The organism is Rheinheimera aquimaris, from assembly GCF_020531985.1.
GTDB classification, from domain to species: Bacteria; Pseudomonadota; Gammaproteobacteria; order Enterobacterales; family Alteromonadaceae; genus Alishewanella; species Alishewanella aquimaris.
Map to the genome: position 1 here is coordinate 428313 of NZ_JAJAVQ010000004.1, position 12395 is coordinate 440707.

The 12395-nt window shown below is 51.4% G+C and carries 11 protein-coding genes; 5 read left to right on the forward strand and 6 right to left on the reverse strand.

Features of this window, described 5'->3' with window-relative positions; translation table 11 throughout:
• A complete protein-coding gene (locus LHL18_RS14505) occupies positions 1 to 537 on the forward strand; it encodes a porin family protein (RefSeq protein ID WP_226767591.1) in 537 nt (178 codons plus the stop codon).
• 28 nt (positions 538 to 565) lie between these two features.
• On the opposite strand, the gene LHL18_RS14510 is transcribed toward LHL18_RS14505, so the two are convergent.
• The gene (locus tag LHL18_RS14510; RefSeq protein WP_134057232.1) at positions 566 to 1015 is read right to left on the reverse strand and encodes a methylated-DNA--[protein]-cysteine S-methyltransferase; all 450 of its coding nucleotides are present in this window, start codon (positions 1013 to 1015) and stop codon (positions 566 to 568) included.
• A gap of 3 nt (positions 1016 to 1018) precedes the next feature.
• On the reverse strand, positions 1019 to 2398 hold the full coding sequence (locus LHL18_RS14515) for an AlkA N-terminal domain-containing protein (protein ID WP_226767592.1): 1380 nt from the start codon (positions 2396 to 2398) through the stop codon (positions 1019 to 1021).
• A 180-nt stretch (positions 2399 to 2578) separates the two neighbouring features.
• Between LHL18_RS14515 and LHL18_RS14520 the strand changes: the two genes are divergently transcribed.
• The 3 genes from LHL18_RS14520 (at position 2579) to LHL18_RS14530 (ending at position 5393) form a co-directional block, all read left to right on the forward strand.
• Entirely contained in the window at positions 2579 to 2929 is a 351-nt protein-coding gene (locus tag LHL18_RS14520; protein ID WP_134057228.1) for a HopJ type III effector protein, read from the forward strand.
• A 117-nt stretch (positions 2930 to 3046) separates the two neighbouring features.
• The gene (locus LHL18_RS14525; RefSeq protein WP_226767593.1) at positions 3047 to 4285 is read left to right on the forward strand and encodes a DUF819 family protein; all 1239 of its coding nucleotides are present in this window, start codon (positions 3047 to 3049) and stop codon (positions 4283 to 4285) included.
• Positions 4286 to 4310: 25 nt separating this feature from the next.
• Positions 4311 to 5393 (forward strand): AI-2E family transporter, encoded by a 1083-nt coding sequence (locus LHL18_RS14530; RefSeq protein ID WP_134057224.1) that lies wholly within the window; start codon positions 4311 to 4313, stop codon positions 5391 to 5393.
• A gap of 19 nt (positions 5394 to 5412) precedes the next feature.
• Here LHL18_RS14530 and LHL18_RS14535 read toward each other — a convergent pair whose 3' ends face one another.
• The 4 genes from LHL18_RS14535 to LHL18_RS14550 form a co-directional block, all read right to left on the reverse strand.
• A complete protein-coding gene (locus LHL18_RS14535) occupies positions 5413 to 6450 on the reverse strand; it encodes a hypothetical protein (RefSeq protein WP_226767594.1) in 1038 nt (345 codons plus the stop codon).
• Between the two features lie 110 nt (positions 6451 to 6560).
• On the reverse strand, positions 6561 to 7436 hold the full coding sequence (locus tag LHL18_RS14540) for a metallophosphoesterase family protein (RefSeq protein ID WP_226767595.1): 876 nt from the start codon (positions 7434 to 7436) through the stop codon (positions 6561 to 6563).
• 26 nt (positions 7437 to 7462) lie between these two features.
• On the reverse strand, positions 7463 to 8494 hold the full coding sequence (locus LHL18_RS14545) for a helix-turn-helix transcriptional regulator (protein ID WP_226767596.1): 1032 nt from the start codon (positions 8492 to 8494) through the stop codon (positions 7463 to 7465).
• On the reverse strand, positions 8494 to 9393 hold the full coding sequence (locus tag LHL18_RS14550) for a GGDEF domain-containing protein (protein WP_226767597.1): 900 nt from the start codon (positions 9391 to 9393) through the stop codon (positions 8494 to 8496). Before LHL18_RS14550 ends, LHL18_RS14545 begins: the two co-directional genes overlap by 1 nt.
• 206 nt (positions 9394 to 9599) lie before the next feature.
• Here LHL18_RS14550 and LHL18_RS14555 point away from each other — a divergent pair, with 206 nt between their 5' ends.
• Complete coding sequence (locus LHL18_RS14555; RefSeq protein ID WP_226767598.1) at positions 9600 to 12383, forward strand: TonB-dependent receptor; 2784 nt, start codon at positions 9600 to 9602, stop codon at positions 12381 to 12383.
• The last annotated feature ends 12 nt before the right edge of the window (positions 12384 to 12395 follow it).

Sequence of the window (12395 nt, forward strand, 5' to 3'; positions counted from 1 at the left end):
ATGAAAAAGTCTTACGCATTAGCAGGTATTCTTGCAACCATGTTTGCTGCTGGCGCACAGGCCAATATTAAATGGGACTACGTTGGCGCCGGTTATACTGACGCCGGTGGTGATGGCCCTTATATTGAAGGTTCTTACCGTTTGGATGGCAATTGGGTAGTTGACGGCACTTATACCCGTCTGTCTGAAGGCCCGTTTGACGTGAACTTTGTGCAGGCTGGAGTGAACTATCTTACCGGCTTTAAACTGGATTTTTCACCTACCACTCAAACGTACGTGCTGGCAGGTATTGAGAATGCGTCCGGTGATGCTGACGATACAGGTGGTTACGCCGGTGTAGGTTTGCGCCACCCTTTAACACCGCAGGTAGAGCTGTATTCTGAAGCTGCTTACCATTCTATCGGTGATGACCATGGCAGTTTAGCAGGTGGTATTGCTTTCTATTTAAGTCCGGACTGGGCTATTCGCAGCAATATCGCGCTGAACAGCGGCGACACCAAAAATGAGTTCCGCTTTGGTGTGTCTTATCAGTTCTGATGCAATGTTCAAGATAAAACAACAGCGCCTAACGGCGCTGTTCGTGTTTTAGCAGCCAGGCTTTTTTATCCAGGCCGCCGGCATAGCCGGTTAGTGTACCGTTGGCACCGATCACACGGTGGCAGGGCACCACTATCGCTATTGGGTTACGGCCGTTGGCGGCGCCGACGGCCCGTACCGCTTTAACATTATTGATATCACCGGCAATGGTGGCGTAGCTGCAGGTGGTGCCAAAAGGTACCCTGCACAGTGCCTGCCAGACCTTGCGCTGAAAGTCCGTGCCAGCGGCATCAAGCGGCAGGCTAAAATGGGTGAGGCTACCGCCGAAATAATCGCTCAGTTGCTGTGCCGCCTGTTCAGTCAACGCAGAGCGATGTTCCACAGCAGTCTGGCTGACAAAGCGTATTTCGCTGATCCCGGCAGCTGACGCCGCGATTTTTACCGGCCCAAGTGGGCTGTCAATATATTGGGTATACATGCGTTAACCTCCTAAGCTAAACCATAACTGAAACGTCGCGTAGCTACGCCACGGCGCCAGATTGCTGTGTGCCAAAGCGACAGAGCCGTTATCGGCATGCTTTGCCAGCGCTTTTTGCACCCCCAGGTCGCCGCCAAGCCAGATATCACTGTCAGATAAGCCCCGCAACCGGGCATAACTTATCGTCCAGGGGCCGATGCCTTTAATCTGCTGCCACAGCTCAGGTGCTGCATCAGGTTGCTGCAGTACAAAGTCGGCCAGCGCTTTTAACGTGTCCCGTCTGGCTTGCGGCACCTTGATCATTTGCAACTCGCTTTGCGCCACCGCGGCGGGGGTTGGAAACAGCTTTTTATCCCCGGCGACAGCTTGGCCCAACGCCTCGACCAGGCGGTTAAGCTGGGTACGGGCACCCGCCACACTCACTTGCTGGCCAAGCACTGCGCGTACGCCTGCTTCCCAGCTGTTCCAGACGCCCGGTATGCGCAGACCACTGATGACTTTGTCAGTAAACAATGGGTGGTTTTGCAGCTGCTGTTCTATTTGCAGCATATTGGCATCTAAATCAAGCAAACGGCGCAGGTGCTGTACCAGATGAAACAAGCCCTGTTTGCCGGGCCAGTTAAGTTTCAGTATTAAGCTGCTGTTGGTGCGCGGCGTAATATCAAACCAGCCCGCTTGCTGTTGCCAGCTAAAAGTGCGGCCATAAGTTTGACCATCTACCCAGTCTATACCGTCCAGTGTGCGCTGCTGCCAGAAATCCAACATGCGTTGCCATGCCAACGGTGGCCGGTAGCTGAGTTCCAGTTCAATTACCTCACCAATAGTACCGCGATGGCGGCGGATACTGGCTGGTGTAAGCTGCAGCTGTTGTTTAAACGCATCGTTAAAACGGCGCAGGCTGTTAAAGCCAGACTGAAAAGCTACAGCCGAAACCGGAAATGCTGTTTCATGCAGCAATTTTTTGGCAAACAATACCTGCTGCATTAACGCATATTGCTTAGGGGCGACGCCAAGTTGCTGCTGAAACAGTTTGCGCAGATAGCGCTCGCTAATACCTAAACGCTGTGACAACTCTGCCTGTGAATGTTGCTGTAGTGCACCCTCATCAATCAGCCTTAGTGCACGTTGTAAGGTGGTTTGGGTGCCCTGCCAGGCGGCAGAGCCCGGTGCGCTGTCTGGCCGGCAGCGCAGACAAGGGCGAAAGCCGGCCGCACTGGCTGCTGCCGCGCTAAAGTAGTAACTGACATGTTGCTCTGCCGGCGCTCTGGCCGGGCAAATGGGCCGGCAGTATATGCCGGTGCTGCTGACGGCAGTAAAAAACAAACCGTCAAAACGGGCATCGCGTGCCAGCCTGGCCTGCTGACAGATAGTGGCTGATAACATGCTTTATCCGGTGTTAAGTAAACTTGATTGCAGTATATCAATATCAGCCAGTGATACTGGCCGGATCCGGCACTGAATAGTAAATTAATGTTACTGCGACCTTGGTGGTATTGCGAAGTCATTGCGCTGCCTTTAGTATCAGCGCATACCCTCTTTAACAGAGCCCGGCAGGAAATCAGTATGTTGCAGCAGTTTTTTATTCAGTTGAGTGTTGAACCGCAGAGCATCAGTTTTGAACAGAGTATCAGCCTGATTGATGCTTTATATCATTTCACGCCGACGGCATTTAAGAATGGTGATTTGCATAATGCTGCCGGTGAGAATAACGGCTCGTGCAAGATACTGGCATTTGGCTTGTTACATCAGTTATCTGAGCCGCAGACATTACACCTGTTTGGCGATTATTACCGCCAGGTATTGGAAACGCCGCAAGCCGACGACCACCAGAACATCCGCAACTTCATCCGCACTGGCTGGGGGGGCGTTGAATTTACCCAGCTGGCATTGCAGGAAAAAACACCGCAGCCGTGAGGTGTGTCAGCGCAGATCCGGTGCGGCTTATCCTGCCTGACTTTGCGAAGCCAAAGCCCTGTGTTATTTTGACAGCCGTTTGTGCTGACAATAACAATCTATTTTTCAGGGTCCCCTATGCAAGAATCCAGTGTACTTATCACCAATGATGCCGTAGTACTTGGTTTAATGGCGGTCATTCTAGGCGCCGTATTTTATACCAGTCACAGTGATAACCGCTTTTTTAAAGCTTTTTATACCTATGTGCCGGCGTTGCTGCTGTGCTACTTCATTCCATCGCTATTTAACAGTTTTGGCATTATAGATGGCGAAGGCTCGTCGTTATACAAAATGGCGTCGCGTTATCTGCTGCCAGCCAGCCTGGTATTGTTAACGCTAAGTGTTGATTTTAAAGCCATTCTTGGTCTTGGCCCTAAGGCACTGATCATGTTCTTAACCGGTACTGCCGGTATTGTCATCGGCGGCCCGCTGGCGTTGTTAGCAATGGGGTATATGTTCCCGCAGGAGTTGGGTGGGGATGTCTGGCGCGGTATGACGACAATTGCCGGCAGCTGGATAGGTGGCGGTGCCAATCAGGCCGCCATGAAAGAAGTGTTTGAAGTCGATGGCAGCATTTTCTCGGTGATGATCACGGTTGATGTGCTGGTGGCAAACGTCTGGATGGCGGTGTTACTGTTTATCGCCAGCCGGTCTGAGTACTTTGACCGTAAAAACGGCGCTGATACCTCAGGCATAGTGCACCTGCGCAAAAAGATTGAACAATATGAAGCAGAAAATGCCCGTATTCCTACATTGACCGATATTATGCTGATTGTCGCCGTTGCCTTTGGTGTGACAGGGTTATCGCACTTTCTGGCTGATATTATCGCGCCCTGGATTGAACGGGTGGCACCGCAGCTGGCAATTTACAGCTTAACCAGCAGTTTCTTCTGGTTGGTGGTTATTGCAACGACGCTGGGCTTAATTATGTCGGCAACCCGGGTGCGCAATCTCGAAGCGGCCGGTGCGTCAAAAGTTGGCTCTGCTTTTTTATATATTCTGGTGGCGACCATTGGTATGCATATGGACGTTACAGCGATTCTGGATTATCCGCTGATGTTCTTAGTCGGTATTGTCTGGATGGCAGTGCACGCAGGCTTGCTACTGCTGGTGGCAAAATTAATCAAAGCGCCGATGTTTTATATGGCGGTAGGCAGCCAGGCTAACGTTGGCGGTGCCGCATCAGCACCTGTAGTAGCCGCGGCGTTTCATCCGTCGCTGGCACCGGTCGGCGTGTTACTGGCGGTACTGGGCTACGGCTTGGGCACCTATGGCGCTTATATCTGTGGCCTGATATTGCAGCAGGTTGCGCCATAACACAGCATTTTAACAGGGGGTGAGTATGACAAAGTTTGAAGCCGGCATGCGACACTGGATACTGGTTATTGCGCTGTTGCTGGCGCTGTACAGCAGTTATTTATTGGTGGCGCCTTATGTAGGGGCCATAGTGCTGGCATTCGTATTGTCGTTACTGTGTTTCCCGGTACATCAGTATATCGAACAAAAGATCCCGGGCCGGCCAAATCTGGTGGCTATCATCTCCTGTGCTTTACTGGTCGTAGTGATCCTGGTGCCGGCATCGTTGGTGTTTATGGCGATAGTCAACCAGGGCGTGACCTTTACTAAGCAAAGCTATCAGTGGCTCGATGGCGGCGGCGCGGAGCAGCTGTTACAGCATCCGTTTTTGCAAAGTGCGCTGGAAAAAATCAATCAGGTGTTACCAACTGAGCAAATCAGTGCTGCCAGCATCGTGCAGAAGCTGACGGAGTTTGCCGGAGGCTTTGGCAAAGAATTGCTGGATCTGAGTACCAAACTGGTGGGGGATATTACCGGCTTGATCCTCGGCTTTATGCTGATGTTGTTTATTTTATTTTTCCTGCTGCGCGATCACGAAAAAATTGTCGATACGCTGTACTGGGTGTTGCCACTGTCACGCTCGCAGGAAAATGCGTTGTTGGCTGAAGCAAAAGCCGTGGCGCGCTCTGCCGTCATGGGATCTTTTTTAACGGCGATAGCACAGGGTATTGCCGGTGGCATCGCGATGGCGATTGTTGGTCTGCCTGGTTTGTTCTGGGGCACGATGATGGCGTTTGCGTCATTAATTCCGGCTATTGGTACGGCGCTTATCTGGGTGCCCGCCAGCTTGTATCTGCTACTGACCGGTGACTGGCCCTGGGCGCTGTTTCTGGCACTGTGGGGCGCAATAGTCGTGGGGTCTATTGATAATTTCCTACGGCCTATCCTGATGCAGGGCAGTGGCGGTATGAATACCTTGCTGCTGTTTCTGTCGCTACTGGGCGGCATCCAGCTGTTTGGTTTGATTGGCCTGATTTACGGCCCGATTATTTTTGCGTTGACGCTGGTGCTACTAAAACTTTACACCATAGAGTTTAAAGACTTCCTGGAACAACAGGATAAGAGCTAAGCCTTATCCTGTTGTTGTTTTACACTACTAAATCAATTTGCTGTACCAGTGCAGGTTTGCCGTCTGTCATAAACGCCAGGCCGCTGCGCTGCAGCTGGCCAGCCAGAGTATTATCGGCATTATGCAGCGGCATAGGTGTCGCTGCGGACTCAATAGAAATAGCGCCTAATTTAGCCTGCTGCATACTGAGCAAGCTTTGCTCTGGCCGCCACAGATACAGGTACTGCCAAATATCATCACCGGGGTCGATAAAGCCGTTCGCGTTGTCATCAAATCCGGCCAGTTCCGCGAAACCCTGTCCGGTACGGGGGCCGAACAACTCTGTACCATTGTTTACCTGCTGATCCTGATTACGGTCATATGCCAGATAATATTGCCGGGCCGCCAGCTGTGGCAGTTGAATATTGCTACCGTCGTTGCGCAAGTCAAACTCGCTGCGGTCTTTACTTAGCTGCACCGGCTCGCCGGATAAGCTGACCAGTAACGGATCCTGCACAGGTTGCTCGGTGTAGCTGTATCTGGCCCAGCTGAGCTCCATCCTGAAATCCAGCGCGAAGCTGATGCTTTCACCGTTTTTCAGTGTCAGCTCGCCGCTGAAACTGGCTTGCACAGCCTGATAGCCAAATTCCCACTGCTCTGTAGCCAGCCATTGCTGCTCGCTGTTTTGCTGACTTTGACTACTACTAAGCCAAATTGACTGTGTGGTTATTTCTGAGCTAAACGAGAAGCTGTTGAGGTCTTTTGCTGAAAATTCTGCCGTCAGCGGTTTGTCCAGCCAGTCGCCGGTGTGTTTACTCAGTTGGGCCAGAATACGCTTAACCATGCCGACGGTCTGAAAGGCGTTAAATACCTGTTCATCGTCCTGCGCTTCGGCGATATCTTCTGCCTGACCACTGACAACCTGTTGCGGCTGAACAGCTGCAACGGCTGGCTTGGCTGGTGCATTTGTGCGGGTTGGGTGTTGTTCGTTTTTGCTTAGTAACTGCTGTTTGCGACTATAAGCAAGGTGTTTCTGTTCGGCAACCGCAAACTGTTGCGAAGCGGATGTAATCTCCATCGTCTGCTCCACAAGGTTTTTCTGTTAGCTTGTTATCGGAGCTACCGGTTGAAACTTGAGCAGTTTTTTGGCGCTATCTGTTAACTGACTGAACAGACAGGGGAATTAAATTACTTGCCGGCTGGTAAATTGAACTGGTAAGCATGACGCTTTAATGGCTGTTGTACGCTGGTCTGGTAGGTCTCAACCTGCATCAGGCCGTTGCTTTGCAACGAAAACACCCTGAACATCGCGGTATGGTGGCTCTCATCCGGAATTTTTGTCCGCTCCAGTGCCGGTATGTGCAGATAATGCACGGCTCCCAACTGTTTTGAGTGTGTCACTCTGTCCATGTCCATATGCAGGTCGCCGGAAATGACCGCTGCCAGGTTTGGCTGCGCTATGACGTCACTAAATCCCTTATGGCGGATGCCTTTTTCTGCATTCTCCGGATAAACGCCGGTCTGGGCGCTGTGTACCAAAAGCAAGACAGGCTTGGGTTGCAGTTGTGTTATCTGCTGCATTATCCACGCTATACCACTGTCGTTGAAATCGCGGCCGTGGTCCGGCGAGGTAAACACCAGTGCAACGTCTTCAAATTCGAGCACATAGCTTGGTGATGTCAGCGTAACGTTGCCTTTATTCCACGTGTTAGCAAACTGCATAAAGCGCTCAACTGTGCTGCCATGCTCTTCATTACCCATGATCGGATAAAATGGCATAGTAAGCTGTTGCAGGACAGGCGTTGCGTTTTCGTACTGGATAAGGCTGCCTTTGTGCGCGATATCGCCAATACCGGCAACAAAGTCAATTTTTTGCTGCTGTGCCAGTTTGTTGATGTCTGCAACGGCTGCCGCCAGATTAGGAAACTGCGGCTCGGGTTTAGGCTCGGCATCGCCCAGCACAGCGAAGCGCAATACAGTCTGCGTTGGTGCAGACGTGTCTATATCGCTGGCAACGCTGGCGCCGGCAAAGACAAAAAATAAGCAAAGCAAAATGGCTTTCATGTTATCTCCTGAAGATCAAAAATGGATTAATGGCTGTTCTGCAGCTCTTTAAAACTGCTGGGAATTAGGCCGGTCCAGCGTTTAAACGCCCGGCGAAAGTTATGCTCGTCGGAATAGCCAAGCTTGCAGGCTAACTGGCGATTGGAGTAACACCCTTGTTGCAGCAGTTGGCGGGCGGCGTCGCGTCGCACGCTATCTAACAGCTGGGCAAAATTGGTTTTGTGTAAGTTAAGCTGGCGCTTTAGCATGCTGGCAGATACGCCGAGTTGTTGTGCGGCTTGCTCAAGGCTGAGTAAGGCTGGCAGTGCCCGCCGCTGCAGCTGGCAAATATGCTCCAGCAAGCCGCGTTGGCGCGGCAATATACGATTCAGCTGCCGGCAGGTACGTCTGGCCGCTGCAAATTTAGCCGGATTTGCAGCAGAAAAGGCCTGATGCCAGAGATGATGCTCAATCAACAAACTGTCGCAAGGCTGATTAAAACTGACTGCACAGCCCCAGTGCAACTGATAGGGTAACGCCAGCGCCGGTGGCTGATGTTTTAACTGTGCACTGATACCATCGCTACTACCAAGCTGAAGTTTAATCAGGCTCAGTAACAGTGAAAGTAAAACAGTCATGGCGGTGCTGTGTTGTTGGCCGTGAGTCAGGCCGGTGTTGAATTCCAGCACAATACCCTGTTGTCTGCGATACAGCTGAACATAGATGCCGGGAAATAGCTGATGACGGAAATAGAGCAGCTGACGTAACGCTTGTTTCAGATCGGCGGCGTACAGCAGGCACTGACTTACTGAGATGTAGCGGTTGTGCAGCAACGTGGTGCCAAGCAGGAACGGTAGTTCCGGGCTGTTTAGTTGCTGTTGGCAGTTTTGCAGCAGCTTAAGCCAGTCGGCATGATGCAACCGGCCATGCGGTTTTTGGATATCCTGCTCAAATATTGAGGTACCGCTAAGTAACTTATGCAGCAGGGCACCACGACGCTGAGCTAGGTGTAGTAGATCAGTACAGCCATGTTGCAGCAACAGTATTTTATCCTGATAGCTGAAATGGCGTGGCAGCATCAGGCGTTCTGCACTGTCAGGGGGGCATGCTGGCGGCGCGCAGTGGTTACGGCATTTAATGCTGCCTGTAACGCAGCTGCCGCACTGCTCTGACTTACACTACTGCATACCAGCGTCAGCTGTGGCTGGTTGTCGTCTTTACAAAGCATACTCAGATGCTGTTGTAAGTGCTGTCGCATAATCTGTGCTTGTACATCACTGGTATCTGGCAATACAGCGACAAAACGGTCGCCGCTGTAGCGGCAAATCACATCACTGTGGCGCAGCTGACTGGATAACAACTCACTCAACTGACCCAGATAATTATCGCCGGCGGCAATACCGCAGCGGCGGTTAAAGCCGGCAAAATCATCAATGTCTAACAGCAACAGGCTGAGCGGCTTGTGCTGGCTGCGGTGTAACGCTATTTCACGGCCCAGCACAGCATGCAGATAGTCGGCACCGTACAGTTGGGTCAGGGGGTCGATTAAATGGTGGTCGCGCAGAAACAACTCTCTACCCCGTAATTGCCGGTCAATCGAGCGCTGCTCACGGTGCCAGCCGACCAGGCCGTATGTCAGCAACAGCATGCCAACCGGCGCAGGCAAGGATTCCAGCCAGCTCATCAGGCGCAGCGTATCCGGGTAACGGATGAACTCGTCCAGCAGGTCGAGAAAGTAAGAATACATTAATAGCAAGCTGCCGTAGTACAGCCATTCAGTGACCGGGCCCGCCGGGCGGCTGCTGATAATCAGCCCAAGCCACAGGCAGGCCACCAACAAGGTAGTGCCTTCACCTAAGATATCAAGCGTATCAAACAGTTGTACCGGTTTTAAACTGCCGAATGACACGGCCATCAGCAACGCGCTAAGTAGCAGTAAAACGCTGAAAACTAACTTATACCGGTGTAATCGCCACATGAAACTGACCGCAGGAACAAAAACGCCATTGTCGGTAAGCAGTATGACAGTCAGATGACAAGATCAGGGCTGCTACGCCTGGGGATGCGCTTTGCTGACCCGGGTCAGTAGCGTGCAGTGAGCTGTGTTAACAAACGGCATTTTGTCATACAGCTTGTGCAAACTTTAGCCCCATCATTATTACCTGCAAACTGAGAGCTGTTTATATGATGTCAAATGTCTGCCATACCCAACGCCGGTTGATAAAACAAAAGCCAAGCCTGCTGGCTTGCGCAGTGATGTTAGCTTGTGGTGCTTCTTCAGTACCGGCATTGGCCGATGCTGATGTACAGGGCCGTATTACCGATAACCGCAGTAATCTGCTGACCGGGGCTGAAGTGAGTATTCCGGAGCTTAAGCTGCGCCGCACTACCTCTGCCGATGGCCGTTTTCAGTTTAATCAGCTGCCTTCAGGCACTTATACCTTACTGGTGAATTATCTTGGCGCTATGCCGGAAACACGGGTGCTGACTGTGGCAGATACTACACAGCAGCTGGGTGATATTAAGCTATTGTCAGCCAGCGACAGTGTGGAACATATAGAAGTTGTTGGTCAGTCGGGGGCGGTCAGTAAGGCGCTGAACCGTCAGCGTAACGCTGGCGGCATTGTCACCGTTGCCAGTACTGACGAGATGGGACAGTTTCCGGACAGCAACGTCAGCGAAGCACTGCAGCGACTTGCCGGTTTATCGGTAGAGCGGGATCAGGGCGAAGGCCGCTTTGTCAGAGTGCGTGGTTTAGCGCCGGATTATAACGCGGTGACCTATAACGGTACCCAACTGGCAGCACCGGAAGCAGGCCGGCGGGCGGTAGCGCTGGATGTCATCCCATCTGATCTGCTGGAGTCGGTGGAAGTCAGTAAAACCTTAACGCCTGATATGGCCGCCGGTTCGCTTGGTGGTACTGTCGAAATTAAGAGCTTATCTGCCTTTGATCGCAGCGATGATTTCTACTCGGTTACCGCAGAAGCGGGTTATAACGAGCAGCAAAGCAAAACCAGCCCTAAACTCTCTGGTGTCTTCAGCAAAATACTGGATGCCGGCGGCGAGACCGACAGCCTGGGGGTTGCCATTGCAGCAAGTTATGCTGAACGTAAGTTTGGCTCAGAAAACGTAGAAACGGGCGGCAGTTGGGACTTTGACGACGGCCTGGAAGAGTTTGAACTGCGGGACTACAGCATTACCCGTGAACGGTTAGGATTGGCGCTTAATATGGATTACCGGCCGGGCAGCCACAACGAATATTATCTGCGCTCTTTGTATAGCCGTTTTAGTGACAACGAACAGCGCCAGGCTTTGGTGGCGGAGCTGTCTGAGCCGCAATTTGCCGGCGCTAGCGGTGAAGCAGCACTTATCCGCTCATTAAAGCAGCGTGAAGAAACACAAAGTATCAGCGCCATTGTGCTGGGTACTAAACAAACCCATGGTAACTGGCACTGGCAGTTAGAGGCAGGCGCCAGCAAAGCCGATGAAGACACACCTTTTAACATCGCGTCTGCCGATTTCGAGCAGGAGTTTGATGACGGTGTTGGCTTTACCGGTGAACAGATTATCCGTCTTAATGCTCCGGCTGAAGCTTATCTGACAGAGGGATATGCGCTAAAAGAAGTCGAGATGGGCGATACCTATACCAAGGAAACCGAGCGCAATATCAAGTTTGATCTGAGCCGTGAAATTATTCAATCCAGCGGTAGCATGACGCTTAAAGCCGGCGCCAAATTCAGCCAGCGGGAAAAAGAAGCTGCCGAAGATGTCTGGCTATTTGAAGATTTTGAGGATGCGGGCATCAGCGCCCTGAGTATGAGTGACTACAGTAATACAACGGTTGATTATGGCCTGGGTACTATGGGCGGCGCTATAGACAGCGGCAGTATTTACCGCTTGGTAAGCACACTTAGCCGTGAAGATTATGTTGATGAAGTAGAATCACGTATTAATGATTATCAGGTAGATGAAGACATCAGTGCAGGTTATCTGATGGCGCAGTGGGAGCGTGATAACTGGCAACTGATTAGTGGCGTGCGTTACGAGCACGAGCAACGTGATGCTGCTGGAACACGTTATGATGATATCAACGAAGTCTTCAGCGAAAACCGGCAAAAAAGTAGTAAAGGCTACTGGCTGCCAGCAGTAGTTGGCCGTTACGACTTATCTGAAAATAGTATCGTGCGTGCCGCTTTTAGTACAGGTCTCGTGCGGCCCAACTTCGAACAGCTTGCCCCGGCGTTTATCCTGGAAGAGGACGATGATGAGCTCGAAGCCAGTTTCGGTAACCCGGCATTGAAGGCACTGACAACCAACAACGTTGATTTGGGTATTGAACATTACGCTGACAAATTAGGTGTGTTGTCTGCGATGCTGTTTTACAAGCAGATTGATAACTTCATTTATGAGGCGGATTTAGCCGGACGAGGCGACTATGCAGACTTTGCTAAAGCAGAAACCTATGTCAATGGTGGTAAGGCCGATTTATATGGCCTTGAGCTTAACGCCATACATAAAGTATCCGGTTTTGGAAACTGGCTGGATAACCTGCTGTTATCCGCCAACCTGACGCTGACAGATTCTGCGGCAGATATTGAATGGTTCGACGACGGCAGTATATTTAGCCGCGAAGTCGCACTGCCCAGTCAGTCAGATAAGACCGCTAACCTGAGCCTGGGCTATGAGACTGACACCATCAGCCTGCGCCTGGCAGCCAATTATAAATCTAAGTACTTAGCCGAAGTCGGTGATGTGACAGATGCCGCTTACGATGTGTATTCCGATGACCATCTGCAGCTCGATTTTACCGCTAAATGGACATTCCAGCGTGGTATGCAGTTGTATTTCAACGTGGTGAATTTAAACGATGAGCCGTATTACGCCTATACCGGCAGTAAAGCTTACAACTTCCAGTATGAACAGTACGGCCGCACTTTTGTGCTGGGTGTACAGATCACTAACTGGTAATAAAGGGTAGGT

What these genes read in the sequence shown, in the direction of transcription:
- LHL18_RS14525 (WP_226767593.1), top strand. Translation starts at nt 3,047, where the DNA reads ATGCAAGAATCCAGTGTACTTATCACCAATGATGCCGTAGTACTTGGT.
- LHL18_RS14530 (WP_134057224.1), top strand. Translation starts at nt 4,311, where the DNA reads ATGACAAAGTTTGAAGCCGGCATGCGACACTGGATACTGGTTATTGCG.
- LHL18_RS14515 (WP_226767592.1), bottom strand. Translation starts at nt 2,398, where the DNA reads ATGTTATCAGCCACTATCTGTCAGCAGGCCAGGCTGGCACGCGATGCC.
- LHL18_RS14535 (WP_226767594.1), bottom strand. Translation starts at nt 6,450, where the DNA reads ATGGAGATTACATCCGCTTCGCAACAGTTTGCGGTTGCCGAACAGAAA.
- LHL18_RS14550 (WP_226767597.1), bottom strand. Translation starts at nt 9,393, where the DNA reads ATGTGGCGATTACACCGGTATAAGTTAGTTTTCAGCGTTTTACTGCTA.
- LHL18_RS14555 (WP_226767598.1), top strand. Translation starts at nt 9,600, where the DNA reads ATGATGTCAAATGTCTGCCATACCCAACGCCGGTTGATAAAACAAAAG.
- LHL18_RS14505 (WP_226767591.1), top strand. Translation starts at nt 1, where the DNA reads ATGAAAAAGTCTTACGCATTAGCAGGTATTCTTGCAACCATGTTTGCT.
- LHL18_RS14540 (WP_226767595.1), bottom strand. Translation starts at nt 7,436, where the DNA reads ATGAAAGCCATTTTGCTTTGCTTATTTTTTGTCTTTGCCGGCGCCAGC.
- LHL18_RS14510 (WP_134057232.1), bottom strand. Translation starts at nt 1,015, where the DNA reads ATGTATACCCAATATATTGACAGCCCACTTGGGCCGGTAAAAATCGCG.
- LHL18_RS14520 (WP_134057228.1), top strand. Translation starts at nt 2,579, where the DNA reads ATGTTGCAGCAGTTTTTTATTCAGTTGAGTGTTGAACCGCAGAGCATC.
- LHL18_RS14545 (WP_226767596.1), bottom strand. Translation starts at nt 8,494, where the DNA reads ATGCTGCCACGCCATTTCAGCTATCAGGATAAAATACTGTTGCTGCAA.